This is a genomic window from Caulobacter sp. D5, assembly GCF_003185805.1.
Classification (GTDB): Bacteria; Pseudomonadota; Alphaproteobacteria; order Caulobacterales; family Caulobacteraceae; genus Caulobacter.
The window spans coordinates 1-18,571 of sequence record NZ_QHJY01000081.1 but is presented as its reverse complement, the minus strand read 5'-3'; the positions used below and the strand labels follow the sequence as shown (position 1 = coordinate 18,571).

21 protein-coding genes are annotated in these 18,571 nt (G+C 69.3%); 12 read left to right on the top strand and 9 right to left on the bottom strand.

Translation table 11 applies throughout. The features are described 5' to 3' along the window. Together DMC18_RS06250 and DMC18_RS06245 are read right to left on the bottom strand one after the other, a co-directional pair. Positions 1–738, bottom strand: a 738-nt coding sequence (locus DMC18_RS06250; protein WP_110132773.1) for a hydroxymethylglutaryl-CoA lyase, incomplete at its 3' end; no start/stop codon positions are given. Then, the gene (locus tag DMC18_RS06245; protein WP_110120949.1) at positions 735–2,459 is read right to left on the bottom strand and encodes a glycosyltransferase family 39 protein; all 1,725 of its coding nucleotides are present in this window, start codon (positions 2,457–2,459) and stop codon (positions 735–737) included. The genes DMC18_RS06245 and DMC18_RS06250, both read right to left, overlap by 4 nt. Positions 2,460–2,550: 91 nt before the next feature. Between DMC18_RS06245 and DMC18_RS06240 the strand changes: the two genes are divergently transcribed. Next, positions 2,551–3,291 carry a glycosyltransferase family 2 protein gene (locus DMC18_RS06240; protein ID WP_110120939.1) on the top strand — a complete coding sequence of 247 codons (741 nt, stop codon included), beginning with the start codon at positions 2,551–2,553 and terminating at the stop codon, positions 3,289–3,291. On the opposite strand, the gene DMC18_RS26515 is transcribed toward DMC18_RS06240, so the two are convergent. Beyond that, the gene (locus DMC18_RS26515; RefSeq protein ID WP_199228551.1) at positions 3,288–3,680 is read right to left on the bottom strand and encodes a hypothetical protein; all 393 of its coding nucleotides are present in this window, start codon (positions 3,678–3,680) and stop codon (positions 3,288–3,290) included. The two genes, DMC18_RS06240 and DMC18_RS26515, sit on opposite strands and share 4 nt — an antisense overlap. A 141-nt stretch (positions 3,681–3,821) precedes the next feature. Here DMC18_RS26515 and DMC18_RS06230 point away from each other — a divergent pair, with 141 nt between their 5' ends. The 4 genes from DMC18_RS06230 to DMC18_RS06215 all read left to right on the top strand — a co-directional run bounded on the left by DMC18_RS06230 (position 3,822) and on the right by DMC18_RS06215 (position 7,167). Next, positions 3,822–4,244, top strand: a complete 423-nt coding sequence (locus tag DMC18_RS06230; RefSeq protein WP_110120940.1) for a hypothetical protein — start codon at positions 3,822–3,824, stop codon at positions 4,242–4,244. A 60-nt stretch (positions 4,245–4,304) separates the two neighbouring features. After that, positions 4,305–4,961: a sulfite oxidase-like oxidoreductase gene (locus DMC18_RS06225; protein ID WP_110120941.1), complete on the top strand. Its 657-nt coding sequence runs from the start codon at positions 4,305–4,307 to the stop codon at positions 4,959–4,961. Positions 4,962–5,038: 77 nt separating this feature from the next. Next, the gene (locus DMC18_RS06220; RefSeq protein ID WP_110120942.1) at positions 5,039–6,307 is read left to right on the top strand and encodes an acetyl-CoA C-acyltransferase; all 1,269 of its coding nucleotides are present in this window, start codon (positions 5,039–5,041) and stop codon (positions 6,305–6,307) included. A 548-nt stretch (positions 6,308–6,855) separates the two neighbouring features. Further along, positions 6,856–7,167, top strand: a complete 312-nt coding sequence (locus DMC18_RS06215; RefSeq protein ID WP_110120943.1) for a DNA-binding protein — start codon at positions 6,856–6,858, stop codon at positions 7,165–7,167. On the opposite strand, the gene DMC18_RS06210 is transcribed toward DMC18_RS06215, so the two are convergent. Together DMC18_RS06210 and phaR are read right to left on the bottom strand one after the other, a co-directional pair. Next, entirely contained in the window at positions 7,164–7,394 is a 231-nt protein-coding gene (locus DMC18_RS06210) for a hypothetical protein (RefSeq protein WP_370444035.1), read from the bottom strand. The two genes, DMC18_RS06215 and DMC18_RS06210, sit on opposite strands and share 4 nt — an antisense overlap. A gap of 167 nt (positions 7,395–7,561) precedes the next feature. Beyond that, positions 7,562–8,236, bottom strand: a complete 675-nt coding sequence (gene phaR, locus DMC18_RS06205; RefSeq protein WP_110120945.1) for a polyhydroxyalkanoate synthesis repressor PhaR — start codon at positions 8,234–8,236, stop codon at positions 7,562–7,564. A 221-nt stretch (positions 8,237–8,457) separates the two neighbouring features. On the opposite strand from phaR, the gene DMC18_RS06200 reads away from it, so the two are divergent. From DMC18_RS06200 to DMC18_RS06175, 6 genes are all read left to right on the top strand, one after another. Next, entirely contained in the window at positions 8,458–9,633 is a 1,176-nt protein-coding gene (locus DMC18_RS06200; protein WP_110120946.1) for an acetyl-CoA C-acetyltransferase, read from the top strand. Positions 9,634–9,646: 13 nt separating this feature from the next. Then, positions 9,647–10,570, top strand: a complete 924-nt coding sequence (locus DMC18_RS06195) for a hypothetical protein (RefSeq protein ID WP_110120947.1) — start codon at positions 9,647–9,649, stop codon at positions 10,568–10,570. Positions 10,571–10,634: 64 nt separating this feature from the next. After that, positions 10,635–11,357, top strand: coding sequence for a beta-ketoacyl-ACP reductase (locus DMC18_RS06190; protein ID WP_110120948.1), 723 nt, complete (start codon positions 10,635–10,637; stop codon positions 11,355–11,357). A 230-nt stretch (positions 11,358–11,587) separates the two neighbouring features. Beyond that, positions 11,588–12,352 (top strand): DUF4908 domain-containing protein, encoded by a 765-nt coding sequence (locus DMC18_RS06185; protein ID WP_110132772.1) that lies wholly within the window; start codon positions 11,588–11,590, stop codon positions 12,350–12,352. A gap of 78 nt (positions 12,353–12,430) precedes the next feature. Continuing rightward, positions 12,431–12,514 carry a hypothetical protein gene (locus DMC18_RS06180; protein WP_101711352.1) on the top strand — a complete coding sequence of 28 codons (84 nt, stop codon included), beginning with the start codon at positions 12,431–12,433 and terminating at the stop codon, positions 12,512–12,514. Between the two features lie 108 nt (positions 12,515–12,622). Then, positions 12,623–13,723 carry a 3-deoxy-7-phosphoheptulonate synthase gene (locus tag DMC18_RS06175; RefSeq protein WP_110121363.1) on the top strand — a complete coding sequence of 367 codons (1,101 nt, stop codon included), beginning with the start codon at positions 12,623–12,625 and terminating at the stop codon, positions 13,721–13,723. Positions 13,724–14,114: 391 nt separating this feature from the next. Here DMC18_RS06175 and tldD read toward each other — a convergent pair whose 3' ends face one another. The 4 genes from tldD to DMC18_RS06155 form a co-directional block, all read right to left on the bottom strand. Further along, on the bottom strand, positions 14,115–15,545 hold the full coding sequence (tldD, locus tag DMC18_RS06170) for a metalloprotease TldD (RefSeq protein ID WP_110121362.1): 1,431 nt from the start codon (positions 15,543–15,545) through the stop codon (positions 14,115–14,117). 79 nt (positions 15,546–15,624) lie between these two features. Next, complete coding sequence (locus DMC18_RS06165) at positions 15,625–16,428, bottom strand: GIN domain-containing protein (RefSeq protein WP_110121361.1); 804 nt, start codon at positions 16,426–16,428, stop codon at positions 15,625–15,627. Positions 16,429–16,437: 9 nt separating this feature from the next. After that, positions 16,438–17,004, bottom strand: coding sequence for a DUF1700 domain-containing protein (locus DMC18_RS06160; RefSeq protein ID WP_110132771.1), 567 nt, complete (start codon positions 17,002–17,004; stop codon positions 16,438–16,440). Then, the gene (locus DMC18_RS06155) at positions 17,001–17,327 is read right to left on the bottom strand and encodes a PadR family transcriptional regulator (RefSeq protein WP_110121359.1); all 327 of its coding nucleotides are present in this window, start codon (positions 17,325–17,327) and stop codon (positions 17,001–17,003) included. The genes DMC18_RS06160 and DMC18_RS06155 overlap by 4 nt, the downstream gene beginning before the upstream one ends. A gap of 375 nt (positions 17,328–17,702) precedes the next feature. On the opposite strand from DMC18_RS06155, the gene coxB reads away from it, so the two are divergent. Further along, on the top strand, positions 17,703–18,571 hold an 869-nt coding region (coxB, locus tag DMC18_RS06150), incomplete at its 3' end, for a cytochrome c oxidase subunit II (protein WP_110132770.1).

Sequence of the window (18,571 nt, the reverse complement as noted above, 5' to 3'; positions counted from 1 at the left end):
CGCCGCCGGGGCGAAGGGGCAGCCGCCGAGGCCGCCGACCGAGGCGTCGAGCACGTCGATCCCGGCCTCGACGCTGGCGAAGGCGTTGGCCAGGCCCGTGTTGCGGGTGTCGTGAAAGTGCATGCGCAGGCGGGCGTCGGGGGCCGCGGCGCGGACGGCCTCGATGCGCCTGCGGACGGTCCAGGGATCGGCGACGCCGATGGTGTCGGCGATGGCGATCTCGGGCACGTTCATGGCGGCCGCCTCGCGGGCGATGGCGACGACCTGGTCTTCCGAGATCTCGCCGTCGAACGGGCAGCCGAAGGCCACGGAGATGGTGGCGGTGATCGGCGGGCCGCCGTCGACGGCCTGGCGCTCGACGATGGCGGCCAGGGTGTCGAGCTGCTGGTTGACCGTGGCGCCCTGGTTCTTCACGCCGAAGCCGTCCGACGCGCAGACCACGACATTGGCCTCGTCGCAGCCGGTCGAGACGCAGCGCTCCCAGCCGCGCATGTTGAGCACCAGGCCGATGCGCGAGCGCCTGGGATCGGGGCCGCCCAGGGCGTCCATGATCTCTTCGGCGCCGGCCATCTGTGGTACGCGGTTGGGATTGACGAACGACACCACCTCGGTGCGGCGGGCGCCGGCGGCTTCGAGGCGGCGGATCAGGTCGAGCTTTTCCTCGACCGACAGTATGGCCTTCTCGTTCTGCAGGCCGTCGCGGGGACCGACCTCGACGATCTCGATGAAGCGGCTCACGGCTGGGCCTCCACTTCGGCGCCGCTCACGGCGTCTGGGGCGTCTTCCGGCGCGTCGTGGCGGCGCGGCTCGCCGCGATAGATGCGCAGCACCTCGTCGTCGCCGTCGGAATAGTTCAGGCCCTTGATCTCGCCGGCCGGACGCGGGGCGTGGCCCATGGCGGCCAGGGCGGCCTTGAACTTGGCGTCCTCGCGGCCCTCGACCACGGCCGGACGGCCCTCGTCGACGGCGTCGGCCGCGCCCTCGGCGTCGGTGAGTTCAGTGGTGGTGCCCAGCTGGAAGACCATGCTGGGCTCGGAATAGCCGGTCACCGCCACCGGGCCGGGGGCGCCGGCGCGGGGGGCCAGATCGGCCTTCTCCAGGGCGCGGGCCAGGCGCTGCGACAGCCACAGCGAGTCCAGGCGCGGGGCCAGCAGGCCGGCCATGGCGCCGTGGGCCAGGATGCCCAGGGCGCCGGCCGTGACCAGTGCCAGGGCGGCCTTGCGCTCGCGCAGGATCAGCCAGCCGCCGGCGACGGCGGCCGCGATGAACAGCAGGGCGGAAAGGATGGCCAGCGGCAGGGCCGAGGGCGCGGCGTACTGCTTCCAGGCGACGATGCAGACGGCGGCGAAGGCGACCCCGGCGATGGCCAGCAGCACGGTGCCGACGATCCGCGAACCCAGACCCAGAGGCTTGCGCAGGGCCGCGGCCATCAGCATGGCCAGGGCCCCGAAGGCGGGCAGGGTGTAGTGGGCCAGCTTGGTCGGCAGGATCTCGAACATCAGCCAGGTCGGGATCAGCCAGCACAAGGCAAAGCGCACGCCGGGCTCGTTGCGGCGGGTCCAGCCCAGCACCAGGGCCGCCGGCAGCAGCAGGGTGGTCGGGAACAGCAGCAGCGGGGAGAGCAGCACGTAGTACCCGAACGGTCCGCCATGGCGCTCGTGGCCGCCGGCCAGCTTGGGCGCCAGGTCGCCGCCCACCGCCGCGCCCCAGAAGGCGCCGTCGGTGGCGATGGTGATCATCGTCGCCCAGGGCAGGACGATGGCCGCGAACAGGATCAGGCCCCAGCTCCAGCCCAACTGCTTGAGCCAGCCGGCCTTCCGGTCCCAGGCCCACAGGGCGAGGATGGCGAGGATGACGACCAGCAGGCCGACCGGACCCTTGATCAGGGCGGCCATGGCCATGCCGATCCAGAAGGCCAGTTTCGGACCCTTGCCGGCCTTCTCGCCCGCCAGGCCCGCGGTGTAGATCCGCGCCAGGCCGGCCATGGCCAGTGTCGTAAAGCCGCACAGCGAGGCGTCGGTCTTGGCGATGAAGGCTTCGGTCGACAGCAGGAAGGTCGCGCCCAGGATCGCGCCCGACAGCAGGCTCTCGCGCGGGCCGAAGAAGGCGGCCGCGCCCCAGGCGCAGGCGGCGGCGGCCAGCATGGCGCCCAGCAGCGAGGGGATGCGGTAGGCCCAGATCCCCCGGTCTTCCGGCGCGGAGACGGCCGAGACCGCCGCGGCCTGCAGCCAGTGGATGCCGACCGGCTTCTTGTTGCGGGGCTGGTCCTGCAGCCGGATGTTCACATAGTCGCCGGTCTCCAGCATCTGGGCCGTCGCCTGGGTGAAGCGGGACTCGTCGCGGTCGAGCGGCGGCATGGCGAAGAGGCCGGGCAGGCCGGCGATCAAGGCGACCAGGGCGGCGAAGACCGGCGCGCGCCAGCCGCGCGACCAGGCGTCGAGGCGGGATTCAAGGCTCATGCTGGCGGTCGGGCTGGGGCTCGTATTGGCGCTCATGAGCGATGGAATAGCACGATCCTTTCCTGGCGCGAGTTTTGCGGTAAAAGCGGCCATGACGTCTTCCAATCCCGCCGTGATCCCCGATTTCTCCGTCGTCGTGCCCGTATTCGACGAGGGCGGCGCGGCGCCGGCCCTGGCGCGCGAGATCGCGGCCGCCTTCGCCGGCGAGTCCTACGAGATGATCTTCGTCGACGACGCCAGCCGCGACGACACCAAGGCCCTGCTCACGGCCCTGAAGGCCGAGATCCCGCAGCTGCGCGTGCTGGGCCACCGCAAGAACTCGGGCCAGAGCCGGTCGATCCGCAGCGGCATCCTGGCCGCCCGCGCCCCGATCGTGGTCACCATGGACGGCGACGGCCAGAACGACCCGGCCGATGCACCGCGCCTGGCCAAGGCCCTGCAGGCCGCGCCGGTCGAGCTGGCCCTGGTGGGCGGCGAGCGGGTCAAGCGCCAGGACAGCAGCGCCAAGCGCTTCGCCAGCAAGTTCGGCAACGGGGTGCGCAAGCGCCTGCTGAAGGACACCGCCAACGACACCGGCTGCGGCCTGAAGGCCTTCCGTCGCGAGGCCTTCCTGCGCCTGCCGTACTTCGATCACATCCACCGCTACATCCCGGCGCTGATGCTGCGCGAGGGCTACGAGATCGCCTTCCAGCCAGTGAACCACCGTCACCGCGAGACCGGGGTGTCGAAATACACCAACTTCGGCCGCCTGAAGGCCTCGATCAGCGACCTGTTCGGCGTGATGTGGCTGCAGTCGCGGGCGCGCAACCCGCAGGGCGTCGACGAGGCCTAACCGCGCTCGACGCTCATCTCGGGCGGGCCGTACGACAGCACGTCCAGGCACATCCAGCCGGTGACGAACTGGTAGTGGTGCAGGTCGGGAGAGTTGGCGCGAAACGCCTCCGACTGGTTTTGGCGGAAGACGCCATCCTCCACCCGATAGGCGACATGCTCCTCGACCAGACCCTCGGGGAAAGCCGGGGCTTCGGTGCTGAGCGGCATCTCGTCGACAACGCGGAACGTTTCGATCTTGTCGAAGACGACCAGAAGCCCCCCGTCCTCGTCATCCGGGATCTTGAACATCGCGCGCAGGCCTCGGCCCCTGCCGACATACTCCAGGCGCGCGAGGTCCGAGTGCGAGGCCTTCACGGCCACGGGCATGGGCAGGGGAATGTAGCGCAAGGCGGATCTCGTCGGTTCGTCGGGGCAAGCTAGACCTTGCCTCCGGCGAGGGCCATGCCGTCCCGCTCGCCCGCCAAGCGGCGCCAGCTTCACCGGCGGTCGAAAACCGGTTAACTCTGGCGACTGTCGAGGGGATTACGAATGTTCGCCGCCTTTCCGCTGCTGGCCCTGCCGGTGCTGATCTACAATCTGCTGGCCCTGACCGTCGGCGGCGGCTTCTCGTCCGACGCGGCCAGCTATCGGTTCGGCGAGCAGCTGTTCCGTATCCACATGGCCTCGCGGGTCGACTGGATCGTCAGCTGGGGCGACCTCTTGCTGGGCGCTTCGCTGGTGGTGCTGTTCGTCGAGCTGCTGAAGTCGACGACCAGCCGCAAGATCGCGATCATCAACCACTCGCTGTCGATGGTGCTGTTCATCGTCTGCCTGGTGCAACTGCTGCTGCTGCCGGCCTTCGCCACCTCGGTGTTCTTCCTGATCACCCTGATGGTGCTGCTGGATGTGCTGGCCGGCTTCATCGTCACCATCGTGGCCGCCCGCCGCGACGTCGATTTCGGCGACCGCTGAGGCGTTTCTTCAAGCCGCGAGCCGGTTGCGCGCGTTAGCCTCCTTGCCCAGGAGGCCCCGATGGACGACAACCAGCCGCCGGAAGACAGCAAGCTCACCCGCAGCAAGGAAGCCTGGGCCAGGGCCGGCAAGTTCCTGACCGGCCACACCGCAAGGCCCGAGGCCGAGCGCCTGCCGCCCGGCCAGCACCTGACCCGCGACTGGCCGGTGCTGGACCTGGGCCTCAAGCCCGACCTGCCGACGGCCGACTGGCGGCTGCGCATCGACGGCCTGGTGGCCCGCCCCGCCACCTGGGACTTCCAGGCCCTGCTGGCCCAGCCGCAGAGCGCGCCGGTGTCGGACATCCACTGCGTCACCACCTGGTCGCGCTACGACAACCACTGGCAGGGCGTGCTGACCCGCGACCTGGCCGAGGCCATCGCGCCCAGGGACGAGGCGCGGTTCGTGGTGCTGCATTCGTACGACGGCTACACCACCAACCTGACCCTCGAAGACTTTCTGCACGAGGGCGTGCTGCTGGCCCACGGCTGGGAGGGCGCGCCGATCACGGCCGAGCATGGCGGGCCGGTGCGGCTGGTGGCGCCGCACCTCTATTTCTGGAAAAGCGCCAAGTGGCTGAAGCGGATCGAGTTCGTCGCCGCCGACAAGCCGGGCTTCTGGGAGGAGCGCGGCTATCACAATCGCGGCGATCCCTGGGCCGAGGAGCGCTATTGGTGAGGGCGGCGGATTTCGACAAGCGCGGCGGTCCGCGCGCGCCTATCTATCGGTAACAGACCCTCTTACGGACGCCGTTCATGACCGCTTCCAACCTCTGGCTCGCCGCCGGCCTGCGCACCCCCTTCGCCAAGGTGGACGGCGCCCTGGCCGCCCATGACGCCATCGACCTCTCCGTGCCCGTGGTGAAGGCCATGCTGGAGAAGGGCGCGCGTCCCGACTTCGCCGTCTGGGGCACGGTGATCCCCAACCTGACCTGGAGCAACATCGCCCGCGAGGTGCTGCTGGACGCCGGGGCCGATCCGACCATTCCGGCCTTCTCGACCGTCATGGCCTGCTCGACCAGCATGGCCGGCGTGCTCGAGGCCGCCGGCATGATCGACGGGCGGGGCCGGGATCTGGCTTTGGTCGGCGGGGTCGAGGCGATGAGCCGGGTGCAGATCGGGCTTTCGGTGCGATTGTCGGACTGGATCCGCCGCTTCCAGCAGGCCCGCGACCTGAAGGGGCGGCTGGCCGTGCTGTCGGCGTTCAAGGCGGCCGACGCCAAGCTCTTCATCCCCAAGGTGGCCAACCGCACCACGGGCCTCTCCATGGGCGAGCACACCGAGATCACCGCCAAGGAGTGGGGTCTGGCCCGCGCCGACCAGGACGCCATCGCCTTCGCCAGCCACCAGAACGCCGTGCGCGCCTGGGAGAGCGGCTTCTTCGACGATCTCGTCATTCCCATCGGCGAGGCGCGGCGCGACACGATCCCGCGCAAGGACAGCACGCTGGAGAAGCTGGCCAAGCTGAAATCGGCCTTCGACAAGACCAGCGGCCAGGGCACGCTGACGGCCGGCAATTCCTCGCCCCTGACCGACGGCGCCTCCAGCATCTGGGTGGCCTCGGAGGCGGGACTGGCGCGCCTGCCCGAGCGGACGCCGCGGGTGAAGATCCTCGACTACGAGGTCACGGCCATCGACCTGAGGAACGAGGGGCTGCTGATGGCTCCGGCCTACGGCGTGCCGCGCATGCTGGCGCGCAACGGGCTGACGCTGGGCGACATCGGGCTGTGGGAGATCCACGAGGCCTTCGCGGCCCAGGTGCTGTCGCACATCGCCGCCTGGGAGAGCAGAAAGTTCCTGGCCGAGAAGGCCGGCGTCACCGCCGAGCTCGGGGCCTTCCCGCGCGAGCGGATGAACCCCACCGGCGGCAGCCTGGCCATCGGCCACCCGTTCGGGGCCACCGGGGCGCGGATCCTGTCGCAGGCGACCAAGGAACTGGCCGCGCGCGGCAAGGGCGAGAAGGCGATCGTCAGCATCTGCGCCGACGGCGGCCAGGGCACGATGATGCTGCTGGAAGCGGCTTAGTCACGGCCCCTCGCGACCTCTCGATCGCTTTCCTGGGCCTCGTGCCCAGGATCCATCGTTCCGCCTGCTCTGACCTTTCGGGCCAGGTCGCCGTCTGAGCAGCGTCCGCCATGGGCCCTCGCCACAAGGGCGAGGGAGGCGGCTTTTATTGGCTTGAGAACGAATGCTCAGCCGCCGACCGTTCCCGTGAAACGGTAGCGAAAATCTGCCGATGTGCTGGAGGCTGGACGTAGAACCGGCCCGAGGACTAGGGGCAACCTCGGGCCGGCGGTACGCATGTCGCGTTGTGGGGGGTGAACGCGACGTCCTGAAATTGAACCCGCTCGCCCGGCCAATCAAGCGAATGAACGTCGCTCGGCGCTTTTGTCGCAGGGAAGCGTTGTCAGGAAAACGTTGTCAGGTCAGGGCCGTGAAGATCAGGGTGACGACGGCGACGTCGAAGGCTCGGATCAGGAGGGTCAGCATAGGTCGGCGCGCTCTGCGGAAAGATTCAGGGCTCGACCTAGCAAGACTGGCGCCAAGCCGGCCTTCGGCGCTAACAATTCCACATGACGTTGTTTTTCGACCCTGGGTGGTATGACGCGCGGCTGGCCGAGCGCGGGCTCGATCGCGCCGCCCTGGCCGCGGCGGCGGGCCTGAGCGCAGAGGCGCTGGACCTGGCGTTCAAGGACCAGCGCGAGCTGAGCCCGGCCGAAGTGGCTGTTTTCGCCGAAATGCTGGGGGTTTCGCGCGAGGAGGCCGCGCAAAGGGCCGGGATCGGCGCGCATGCGGCGCCGGTCGATCCGGCCGCGCGGCGCATCGCAGACCTGGAGGCGAGGGTGGCGGCGCTGGAAGCCCGGCTCGCCGCCCTGGAGCGCTAGATCTCGGTCTTCTTGATCAGGCCCGCCTTGGGACGGCGGTCGGCCGGGCCGGAATATTCCGTGCCGAGATAGGTCGAACGTGCATTGTCGAGCACTTCCTGCCCACCGCGCAGCCCGCGCTTCTGGCCGGGCTGACCCATCAGGTGGGCGGCGAAGGTCGCGAAGGCCCCGCGCCGCGGAGGCGGCGGCGGGGCCTTCGTTTCCTCTTCCTCGCGAACATGAGTCACGTCTTCCCCGTCCGCCTCTCGGCGGTCGGAGTCCCGGGGCGCTGGCAGCGCCCGGCGTGCGTTGGCCGCACGTCGGATGGGATCGATCGGACCGTTCATGGTGAGTAACCCTAGCGGCGCGTCCGTTAAGAACGAATGCGCCGGCATGGTTGACGCCCGTTCAGGATTTACGGCTTGGTCGCCAGCTTGGCGATCTGCTCCTGCATCGCTTCCAGCTGGCGCTTCAGATCGGCCAGGCTGTCCTCGCTGGGCGCGGAGGGGGCCGGCTGCGGCGGCGGAGCGGGCGGGGCCTCGGCGGCCGCGCCGTCTTCCGGGCGATTGTAGGCGAAGGGCGAGAACATCTTCATGGCCCGGTCGAACAGCGCCATGTTCTGGCGGATCTGCTCCTCGTAGATCGCCATGCCCGGCGCCGCGGCCTTGCCGGCCAGGCCCTGGCCGGTGAACTGCTGGCGCATGCGCTCCTGCTGCTTGGAGAAGCTTTCCAGCGACATCTCCAGGTAGCTGGGCAGGAAGGCCTGCATCGAGTTGCCGTAGAAGCCGATCAGCTGGCGCAGGAACTGGATGGGCAGCAGGTTCTGGCCGCCGCCGCGGTTCTCTTCCTCGAAGATGATCTGGGTCAGGACCGAGCGGGTGATGTCGTCGTTGGACTTGGCGTCATAGACGACGAAGTCGACGCCCTCCTTCACCATGTCCGACAGGTGCTCGAGGGTGACGTAGGAACTGGACGCGGTGTTGTAGAGCCGGCGGTTGGCGTACTTCTTGATGACGACGCGCTGGCCCGACCCTTTTTCAGCTTTGTCAGCGCCGGGGGCGGCTTCGCCTTTTTCGGGGTTCTCGGACATTTCGTTCCCTGGGACAGCGGTGTCGCCCGCCTTTTCGCATCGCACTATCGCCAATGCAAAGGCATGGCGCCAGTCCCACGAATAGCTGGACTGCGCATCATGACGTGAAAATGTATTCGTGACGAACGCCGTTCGTTTCGGCATGGTGCTGTTGCACTGCAAAAGTGTGGGCGCCGCACCTGCGAAGGCGTCACCGAACAGTCACGGGAAAACGAAAGCCAATGACCGACATCGTCATCGTCTCCGCCGCTCGCACGCCGGTGGGCTCCTTCCTCGGCGCGCTGTCCAGCCTGCCGGCCTCCGAGTTGGGCAAGACCGCCATCGTCGCCGCGGTCGAGCGGGCGGGCCTGACCCCGGCCGACGTCGATGAAGTGATCCTGGGCCAGGTGCTGCAGGCCGGCGCCGGCCAGGGCCCCGCCCGCCAGGCCTCGGTCAAGGCCGGCGTGCCGGTCGAGAGCCCGGCCTGGAGCCTGAACCAGCTGTGCGGCTCGGGTCTGCGCGCGGTGGCCCTGGGCGCCCAGCAGATCCTGTCGGGCGACGCCAAGATCGTGGTGGTCGGCGGCCAGGAGAGCATGAGCCAGGCTCCGCACGCGCAAGCCCTGCGCACCGGCCAGAAGATGGGCGACCTGGGCTTCGTCGACACCATGATCAAGGACGGCTTGTGGGACGCCTTCCACGGCTACCACATGGGCCAGACGGCCGAGAACATCGCCAACCGCTGGCAGATCACCCGCGAAGACCAGGACAAGTTCGCCGTCGCCAGCCAGAACAAGGCCGAGGCGGCCCAGAAGTCCGGCAAGTTCGCCGACGAGATCGTCGGCGTGACCATCAAGGGCCGTAAGGGCGACACCGTCGTCGACCAGGACGAATACATCCGCCACGGCGTGACCCTGGAGAGCATCTCGGGCCTGAAGCCGGCCTTTGCCAAGGACGGCTCGGTGACCGCCGCCAACGCCTCGGGCCTCAATGACGGCGCCGCGGCCCTGGTGCTGACCACGGCCGAGGAAGCCGAGAAGCGCGGCCTCAAGCCCCTGGCGAAGATCGTCTCGTGGGCCAACGCCGGCGTCGATCCGGAGATCATGGGCACCGGCCCGATCCCGGCCAGCAAGAAGGCCCTGGAAAAGGCCGGCTGGACCGTCGCCGACCTCGACCTCATCGAAAGCAACGAGGCCTTCGCCGCCCAGTCGATCTCGGTGGTGCGCGAGCTCGGCCTTGACCCGGCCAAGGTCAATGTCAACGGCGGCGCCATCGCCATCGGCCACCCGATCGGCGCCTCGGGCGCGCGGATCCTGACCACCCTGGTGCACGAGCTGAAGCGCTCGGGCGGCAAGAAGGGCCTGGCCACGCTGTGCGTCGGCGGCGGCATGGGCGTGGCCCTCTGCATCGAGGCCGTCTGACCCCGGCGCGATCATGACCCAGCGTCGTGATAGGGCGGCGATCAGCGCCCTCGTCGCCGCTCTCGTCGCGGTCCTGGTTTCCGCCGCCCTGGCCTCGACGGGGCGGGCGGCGGAGATTCGGATCGACGGCTTGCGACCTTCGGTGATCGATCCGTCGATCACCGAGTTCGACGAGCCGAACCTCGTGCTGCGCCCCGCCAGGGTCGCGCCGGGAACCCCGCTTGTCGTCTTCCTGCCGGGGACCAGCGGCCAGCCGGCCGGAGCCGGCGCCCTGCTCAAGGTGGTCGCCGGCCAGGGCTATCCGGTGATCGGCCTCGAATACGCCAACGAGCCGGCCGTGGTGCAGGCCTGTCCGCGCAATCCCGACCCGGCCTGCTCGTCGGACTTCCGGCGCATGCGGGTGCGCGGCGACGGACCTTCGAGCGTCGTGAGCAACAGCCGCGCGGCGTCGATCGAGGGGCGTCTGGCGGGGCTGCTGGCGAGGCTCGACAGGGAGAACCCGGCGGAAGGCTGGGGCGGCTATCTGAAGGACGGCGCGCCCGACTGGAGCCGCATCGTCGTCAGCGGTCTGTCGCAGGGGGCGGGCATGGCCGCCTGGATCGCCCGCGAGACCCCGGTGGCGCGGGTGGTGCTGTTCTCCAGTCCGTGGGACTTCACCACGCCCGGCCGCCGGCTGGCGCCGTGGATCGACGGGCCGGGCGCGACCCCGCCCGAGCGCTGGTACGCCGCCTACAACAGCCGCGAAAACACCGCCGACCTGCTGGCGCAGAGCTATCGCCGGCTGGGCGTTCCGACAACCCATGTGAGAATCTTTAGTGAAGCTCTACCCGAGGGCTTCAAAGGCGAGGGTGCAAACCCCTATCATCCGATCGGGATCCGTGATCCCCGCTATGCCGACGATTGGCGTTTCCTTTACGGAACCCCACAGGCACAGTGACGCTTCCTGCACGACCCATCCCCCACGTGGCCGAACAAGGCCCGGATCGAGAGAGGAACGTTGAATGGCTAGAGTTGCGTTCGTGACCGGCGGCACCCGGGGCATCGGCCGGGCGATCTGCGAGCGGCTGGTCGCCGACGGCCTGAAGGTGGCGGCGGGTTATTCCGGCAACGAGGCGGCGGCCGAGGCCTGCGCCAAGGAGCTGGGCGTGATGGTGGTCAAGGGCAATGTCGGCTCGTTCGAGGACTGCCAGGCCGCCGTGGCCAAGGTCACCGCCGAGCTCGGCCCCATCGACGTGCTGGTCAACAACGCCGGCATCACCCGCGATGGCTTCCTGCACAAGATGACCTACGAGCAGTGGTCGGAAGTGATCCGGGTCAACATGGACTCGGCCTTCAACATGACCCGCCCGGTGATCGAGGGCATGCGCGAGCGCGGCTGGGGCCGGATCGTCAACATCAGCTCGATCAACGGCCAGAAGGGCCAGGTCGGCCAGACCAACTATTCGGCCGCCAAGGCCGGGCTGATCGGCTTCACCAAGGCCCTGGCGCTCGAGAACGCCAAGAAGGGCGTGACCGTCAACGTCATCTGCCCGGGCTATATCGACACCGAGATGGTGGCCGCCGTCCCCGAGACGGTGCTGGCCGGCATCATCGGCGCCATCCCCGTCGGCCGCCTGGGCAAGGGCGAGGAGATCGCCGACATGGTCTCGTTCCTGGCCGGCGAGCGGGCGGGCTTCGTGACCGGCGCCACCCTGTCGTTGAACGGCGGTCAGTACCTCGCCTGACGGTGGCCTGGCCCGGGCCGCAAGGCTTGTGGCTTGACCGCACGGTCCCGGTCGGCGTCTGTAGGCGCCGACCGGGATGTTCAGGGGGCGCGTGGCGATTGCCGGGCGCCAGGGAAGCGTTGCAGAAAAGTCGCATGGCGACGCTTGCCAGGAAGCGCCGTCTCCACGTCCAAGAATCGCCCCAGTCGGGGACCATCACCGTCGCCATGATACGACCGACGGTGGAAACGATGGGGCCGAGAGGCTGCGCGGCCGCGCTGGCGCTCACCCTGATCGGGGCAGGGTTCTGCGCATCGCCCGCCGCCGCCCAGTCCAAGCACAGCCTGCGCGACGCCCTGTTCGGCGACCGCGCCACGGCGGAAGCCCGCAAGCCGCCGCCGCCGCCCGTGGCCCGCTACGTCTCGGAAGGCGGCGGGGCCTTCGTGCTCGACCGCGCCACGCCGACCGCCCTGCTGAAGTTCGAGAACAGCAGCGAGGTGTGGGTGCTGTCGCCCCACGCCGGGCCGCGCGGCGACGTGATCTACAAGAACGAGCTGGGCGAGCCGGTGCTGCGCGCCACCAAGCTGGGCGGCATGATCCTGTTCACGCCCGACCGCCCGGCCGGCGCCGCCGCTGCCCTGATGGGCCGCGCCACGACCATCCAGCCGCCGGCCTTCATCAAGCCCAGCGCGCTCTTCCTGCGCATGGCCCAGGCCGCCGATCGCGCCAGCCGCGCCGCGCGCCACCAGGTCAGCTTCGAGACCGTGCAGGACGCCCGCCCCGAGACCTCGGTGCTGGTCGCCGAAAGCGCCAATGTCGCGGCCGAGGCCTTCGAGCGCATGGCCCGCAACGGCGACCGCAACCTGCTGAACCGCATCGGCCGCGTGCTGCTGGCCGAGGGCCGCAAGCCCGGCGCGGCGATCAAGGACGACGCCCTGATCATCACCTACGCCTCGGGCAAGGGCCTGGCCGGCCGCCCGTCGTCGGAGCGGATCATCAAGGTGGTGGACCAATAGGCCTCGCCTATCGCCGCGTTTGAAGGGCGCGAAGCCTGGGCTGTGGACTCCTGGAAAACTTGGCTCTAGGGTGAACGGATGATCCTCGCCGCCAGCCAGCAGCTGTTTTGGTACTTTAGCTATCCGACGCCTCTGGCGCCGGGAGGGGATCGTTTGGCCTGAGATCAGGCCGCCAAAAACGCCTTTCACCAGCCGCCAGGGGTCTCCCGGGCGGCTTTTTTAATGGCCGCCGGACCTCCCGAACTTTTCCGAACCTTCAGGAACCGCGCCATGCCTTCTTCTTCCACCGCCGCCAGCCTCGTCTCGCTGCCCGTCCCCACCGACGACCTGCGCATCTCGCGCCTGCAGACCCTCAGCCCGCCCGCCCAGGTGATCGGCGAGGCGCCGGCCTCCTCGTCGACGGCCGAGATCGTCGGCGACGCCCGCCAGGCGGTGCACGAGGTGCTGCATGGCCGCGACGACCGCCTGGTGGTGGTGATCGGCCCCTGCTCGATCCACGACCCCAAGGCCGCCCTCGACTACGCCCAGCGCCTGGCGGCCGAGCGCGAGCGCCACGCCGGCGAGCTGGAAGTGATCATGCGGGTCTATTTCGAGAAGCCGCGCACCACGGTCGGCTGGAAGGGCCTGATCAACGACCCCGACCTCGACGGCGGCTTCCGGATCAACGAGGGCCTGCGGCTGGCGCGGCGGGTGCTGCTGGACGTCAGCGCCCAGGGCCTGCCGACCGCCTGCGAGTTCCTGGACGTCACCACCCCGCAGTACATCGCCGACCTGGTGGCCTGGGGCGCGATCGGCGCCCGCACCACCGAAAGCCAGATCCACCGCGAGATGGCGTCGGGACTGTCGTGCCCGGTCGGCTTCAAGAACGGCACCAACGGCGACGTGAAGGTGGCGATCGACGCGGTGATGGCCGCCGCCCAGCCGCACCATTTCCTGGCCGTGACCAAGGAGGGCCGCGCGGCCATCGCCACCACCACCGGCAACGCCGACAGCCACGTGGTGCTGCGCGGCGGCAAGACGCCCAACTACGACGCCGCCAGCGTCGAGGCCGTCGCCCAGGCCCTGACCAAGGCCGGCCTGCCGCCCAGGATCATGGTCGACGCCAGCCACGCCAACAGCGGCAAGAACCACGAGAACCAGCCGGCCGTCGTCGCCGACATCGCCGCCCAGGTGGCGACCGGGACCTCGCCGATCATGGGCGTGATGATCGAGAGCAACCTCGTCGCCGGCCGCCAGGACATCGTGCCCGGCAAGCCCCTGACCTACGGCCAGTCGGTCACCGACGCCTGCATCGACTGGGACACCTCGGTGCGCGTGCTCGAGGACCTGGCCGCCGCCGTGCGGGCCGGCCGCGCCGCCAAGGCCGGCTGAGCGCTCGTCGCCAACGAAAAAGGACCCCGGCATGCTCCGCCGGGGTCCTTCGCAGTGGCCGCTTCTGATCCGCTTGGGATTGGGGACCGGTAATCGCGGGCGGCGGCCTCGTTGACGCGCCCAGACTGGGCCGCGCCAGACTGGGCCGCGGGCGAGGCGCGGGTGAAGTTACAAGCGCGACAGGTGGATTAAATCGCCGACAGGGTCGGCGAGGATCGTCCTTCTCCCCTTGCGGGAGAGGGTGGCGCCGAAGGCGTCGGATGAGGGGTTTCTCAAACTTTCGACGCCGGGTCCGGTCGATCCGCCCGTCGCGGCGGGCAGGATTTTCGACCCCTCACCCGACCTCCCTCCGGGAGGCTGCCCTCTCCCGCAAGGGGAGAGGGATCAGATCTTAGAGGCTCGTTCCGCCGACGGTCAGGCCGGTGATCTTCAGGCTGGGCTGGCCCACGCCCACGGGCACGCCCTGGCCGGCCTTGCCGCAGACGCCGATGCCCGGATCGAAGTCGAAGTCGTTGCCGATCATGGTCACGCGGGTCAGGGCGCTGGGGCCGTCGCCGATCAGGGTCGCGCCCTTGACCGGGGCGGTGATCTTGCCGTCCTCGACGAGGTAGGCCTCGGTGCACTGGAAGACGAACTTGCCGTTGGTGATGTCGACCTGGCCGCCGCCGAAATTGGCGCAGTAGAGGCCCTTCTTCATCGAGGCGATCATCTCGGCCGGGTCGTGGTCGCCGGCCAGCATGCCGGTGTTGGTCATGCGCGGCATCGGCATGTGGGCGTAGGACTGGCGGCGGCCGTTGCCGGTGGCCTGCATGCCCATCAGCCGGGCCGACATGCGGTCGTGCATGTAGCCCACGAGGATCCCGTCCTCGATCAGGATGGTGCGCTCGGTGGGCGTGCCCTCGTCGTCGATGGTCAGCGAGCCGCGGCGGCCGGGGATCGAGCCGTCGTCGAAGACGGTGACGCCCTTGGCGGCCACCCGCTCGCCGATGCGGCCGGAGAAGGCCGAGATGCCCTTGCGGTTGAAGTCGCCTTCCAGGCCGTGGCCGACGGCCTCGTGCAGCAGCACGCCGTTCCAGCCGGGACCGAGCACCACGTCCATCTCGCCGGCCGGGCAGGCGACGGCGTCGAGGTTCACGAGCGCCTGGCGCAGGGCCTCGTCGACCTGGTCCTGCCACTTGTCGGGGCTGATCCAGGCGGCGAAGCCGGCGCGGCCGCCGGCGCCGGACGAGCCGGCTTCGCGCTTGCCGTCCTTCTCGACCGTGACCTGGACGTTGAGGCGCACCAGCGGGCGCACGTCGCGGATCAGCTTGCCGTCGGCGCGCAGGATCTCGACCACGCGGCGTTCGCCGGTCAGGCTGGCCATCACCTGGGCGACGCGGGGATCGCGCTGGCGGGCGAAGGCGTCGATCTCCTGGAGCAGCGACACCTTCTCGGAGAAGGCGGGCGAGGAGACCGGGTCGTCCTCGCCATAGAGCTTTTCGTTGGTCGAGCGCGGGCCCTCGGCCGAGATCCCGGCGTGGCCGCGCTTGGCGAGGCTGGCCGAGGCCGCGGCCCGGCCGATGGCGGCTTCGGAGATCTCCGAGGCGTGGGCGTAGCCGGCCGTCTCGCCGGCCACCACGCGCAGGCCGAAGCCTTCGCCGGAGTCATAGGAGGCGGTCTTCAGGCGGCCGTCGTCGAAGACGAAGGCCTCGCTCTCGGACCGCTCGAGGAAGAGCTCGCCGTCGTCGGCCCCGGCCAGGGCCTCGCCCAGGATGGCGCGGGCGCGTTGCGGGTCGACGCCGGCGGCGTCCAGCAGGGAAGGGGCGGAGAGGGGAGCGGTCATCCCTACAAGTTAGGCGCTCGAAGGCCCCGCGTCATCTCCCTCCGCCCCCCGATCCTGTCGCGGGGCGGAGGGGAGGGGGTCACCAGTCCTCGTTGACCTCGCCCGAGCCGGCGATCGACTTGGACAGGCGGGCCGGGCGCTCGGTCAGGGTGACGTCGCCGCTGCCGGCGATGCTGACGTCGGCCTCGCCCGTCGGGCCGAGCTTGGCCTCCCCGCTGCCGGCGATCTCGACCTTGGCGTCGGAGACGGTCAGGGCGCTCAGCTCGGCCTCGCCGGATCCGGCGATGTGCAGGTCGACGGCCTTGGTCTTGCCCGAGGCGTAGACCTCGCCGCTGCCGTTCAGCGCCAGGGCCAGGCTCGGCTGGTCGTAGGACTGGATGTCCAGGTCGCCCGAGCCGTTGAGCACGAAGCTCTTCACCGACGGGGCCGAGACGCGGATGATCAGGTCGTCGGAATGGGCCAGCAGCCGCACGCCGTCGCCGGTGATCGTGAAGCCGCGGCCATTGCCGTCGCCGTCGAGGTGCAGGCGGTCGCCCGACAGCACCACGCGGCGGACCAGGCCTTGCGGACCCTCGACGGTGACGCCGGCCTTGTCGCTCTGGGTGAAGATCACCCGGGCGGGCAGGTCGATGCGCAGGGCCTCGCCGCCGGTCCAGGCGATCTGGCGGGTGGTGTTGGGACCGTGGTCCTCGATCGTCACTTCGCCGTTGCGGTGGACGGAGACGCGGCCGTCGTCGTCCTCGATGTTGAAGTGGACGTTGGCGGGGATGGTCCAGCCGCCTTGCTGGATCATCTGGCGGCCGCCGATGGCGAAGGCGGTTCCAAGGCACGCCACGGCCAGGACGAAGCTGGCGACGGCGATGATGGTCAGGTTGCGGATCATGGCGCGACCTCAGGCTTGCGGTTCGATGGCCGGCTTCAGCAGCCGGTAGTGGAGGCGGCCGTACCAGACCAGCACGTTGACCAGGCCGACCGTGACCAGGCCGGTGACGGCGGTCAGGGCGGTGGCCGCGGCCATCAGGCCGATGCCGCCCAGGATGGCGACGGCGGGGCCGCCCGGCGGGTCGAAGAACGGGCCGGCCGAGAACACGAAGCCCCCGGCGATGAAGATGCCGATCCCGGCCATGAAGAAGCCGAACAGCGCCCCGATCACGCCCATCAGGATGGGCAGCAGGATCAGGATGTCGATCGCGCCCAGGCCCAGCACCGCGAAGACGGCGCCGGCGGCGGCCGACGGGTTCTTGGTCTCTTCCCAGCGCTTGAGGCCGGCCTCGGCGCGCAGCTCGCGGGCCAGGCGGTCGGGATCGCCCAGGGCGGCGGCCGTCTCGGCCTCGGTGCGGCCGGCGGCGACGGCGTCGTCGAAGTGGGCGTCGTAGTCGGCGACCGCGTCGGCGATGCTGGTGGCCGGCAGGCCGGCCAGGCCGCGCTTGAGGCGGCTGATGAATTCGGCGCGGGTCATGCGGCGGCTCCCAGGATGTCGTCCACGGCCTTGGTGAAGGCGGCCCATTCGGCCTTCTGGGCGGCGAAGCTGTCGCGGCCGGCGGTGGTCAGGCGATAGTATTTGCGGGGCGGACCGCTGGTCGACTCGACCAGGTAGGTCTCGACCAGTCCGTCGGACTGCAGGCGTCTCATCAGCGGGTAGATGGTCCCCTCTCCCATGTCGATGTCGTGGGCCAGCTGGCTGGCGATCTCGTAGGCGTAGCTGTCGGCCTTCGACAGCAGGGCCAGCACGCACAGCGCCAGCACGCCCTTCTTCAATTGTGTTTCGATGGCTTCAGGCACGGCTCTCGTTTCCTGTTGGTAGGACCCTTGTACCGACAGGTAGTGTGTGATGCAAGGTAGCTGTTATTACAAGTTATCAATGTTCGGAGATCGACGTGATTCGCCTGTCGGTCGTGTGGATGGAATTTGGCGAAGTTATTGAGAATGCTTCGCAACTGATGCGATTCCCCTGCTCCACATGTGGTTTCGGGTGCTTGGCAACAGGGATTGATGCGCGTATGCACGCCTGCGACCGATCGGCGCCATGGGGAGAGCTCCGACTTGTTGCAAAGTCGATTGCTTGAACCCTGGTATCCGGTCGTATTGTGCAAGTCGGCGCGGCGGGAGACGGAGTGTCACCCCGTTAGAACGCCGCCGAAACGGGCCGAGAGGGAAATGAAGCAATTCCAGGGGATGCGGCGGAAGTGGGCTGGCCTTTGCGCCGCCGCCGCCACGATGGCGTTCGCGGGGCAAGCCTTCGCCGAGGATCTATTGGGTCAGCCGACGCCTGGGGGGATCGCCCTCCAGCCCGCCGCGTCGGTGCTGAAGCATGACGCGATCTGGTTCCACAACTGGATCCTGCTGCCGATCATCACGGCCATCACCCTGCTGGTCCTGGGCCTGATCATCTGGATCGCCGTGCGCTACAACGCCAAGGCCAATCCGGTCCCCGCGAAGTTCAGCCACAACACCACGATCGAGATCATCTGGACGCTGGTGCCCGTGCTGATCCTGATGATCATCGCGATCTTCTCGTTCAAGCTGCTCTTCCGCTACAACGACATGCCCAAGCCCTACATGACCGTGAAGGCCACGGGCTATCAGTGGTACTGGGGCTACGAGTACCCCGACCAGAAGATCCCCGAGATCATCTCCAACGTGCTCACCGAGGAGCAGGTGGCCGCCAAGGGCCTGCCGCACAGCCTGTACCGGCTGGCCGCCAGCGAGGCGATGGTGGTGCCGGTCAACCAGGTGGTCCGCGTGCAGGTCACCGGCGCCGACGTGATCCACGCCTTCGCCCTGCCGGCCTTCGGCCTGAAGATCGACGCCATCCCGGGCCGCCTGAACGAGACCTGGTTCAAGGCCGAGAAGGTGGGCACTTATTACGGCCAGTGCTCGGAGCTCTGCGGCATCGACCACGCCTTCATGCCGATCGAGATCAAGGTCGTCAGCCAGGCCGAGTTCGACGCGTGGGTGAAGGCCAAGGCTCCGGCCGCGGCCCCCGCCGCCACGCCGGCCGCGACCGAAGCCGCCGCGCCCGCGGC

What these genes read in the sequence shown, in the direction of transcription:
- DMC18_RS06245 (WP_110120949.1), bottom strand. Translation starts at nt 2,459, where the DNA reads ATGAGCCTTGAATCCCGCCTCGACGCCTGGTCGCGCGGCTGGCGCGCG.
- DMC18_RS06240 (WP_110120939.1), top strand. Translation starts at nt 2,551, where the DNA reads ATGACGTCTTCCAATCCCGCCGTGATCCCCGATTTCTCCGTCGTCGTG.
- DMC18_RS06230 (WP_110120940.1), top strand. Translation starts at nt 3,822, where the DNA reads ATGTTCGCCGCCTTTCCGCTGCTGGCCCTGCCGGTGCTGATCTACAAT.
- DMC18_RS06225 (WP_110120941.1), top strand. Translation starts at nt 4,305, where the DNA reads ATGGACGACAACCAGCCGCCGGAAGACAGCAAGCTCACCCGCAGCAAG.
- DMC18_RS06220 (WP_110120942.1), top strand. Translation starts at nt 5,039, where the DNA reads ATGACCGCTTCCAACCTCTGGCTCGCCGCCGGCCTGCGCACCCCCTTC.
- DMC18_RS06215 (WP_110120943.1), top strand. Translation starts at nt 6,856, where the DNA reads ATGACGTTGTTTTTCGACCCTGGGTGGTATGACGCGCGGCTGGCCGAG.
- phaR (WP_110120945.1), bottom strand. Translation starts at nt 8,236, where the DNA reads ATGTCCGAGAACCCCGAAAAAGGCGAAGCCGCCCCCGGCGCTGACAAA.
- DMC18_RS06200 (WP_110120946.1), top strand. Translation starts at nt 8,458, where the DNA reads ATGACCGACATCGTCATCGTCTCCGCCGCTCGCACGCCGGTGGGCTCC.
- DMC18_RS06195 (WP_110120947.1), top strand. Translation starts at nt 9,647, where the DNA reads ATGACCCAGCGTCGTGATAGGGCGGCGATCAGCGCCCTCGTCGCCGCT.
- DMC18_RS06190 (WP_110120948.1), top strand. Translation starts at nt 10,635, where the DNA reads ATGGCTAGAGTTGCGTTCGTGACCGGCGGCACCCGGGGCATCGGCCGG.
- DMC18_RS06185 (WP_110132772.1), top strand. Translation starts at nt 11,588, where the DNA reads ATGGGGCCGAGAGGCTGCGCGGCCGCGCTGGCGCTCACCCTGATCGGG.
- DMC18_RS06180 (WP_101711352.1), top strand. Translation starts at nt 12,431, where the DNA reads ATGATCCTCGCCGCCAGCCAGCAGCTGTTTTGGTACTTTAGCTATCCG.
- DMC18_RS06175 (WP_110121363.1), top strand. Translation starts at nt 12,623, where the DNA reads ATGCCTTCTTCTTCCACCGCCGCCAGCCTCGTCTCGCTGCCCGTCCCC.
- tldD (WP_110121362.1), bottom strand. Translation starts at nt 15,545, where the DNA reads ATGACCGCTCCCCTCTCCGCCCCTTCCCTGCTGGACGCCGCCGGCGTC.
- DMC18_RS06165 (WP_110121361.1), bottom strand. Translation starts at nt 16,428, where the DNA reads ATGATCCGCAACCTGACCATCATCGCCGTCGCCAGCTTCGTCCTGGCC.
- DMC18_RS06160 (WP_110132771.1), bottom strand. Translation starts at nt 17,004, where the DNA reads ATGACCCGCGCCGAATTCATCAGCCGCCTCAAGCGCGGCCTGGCCGGC.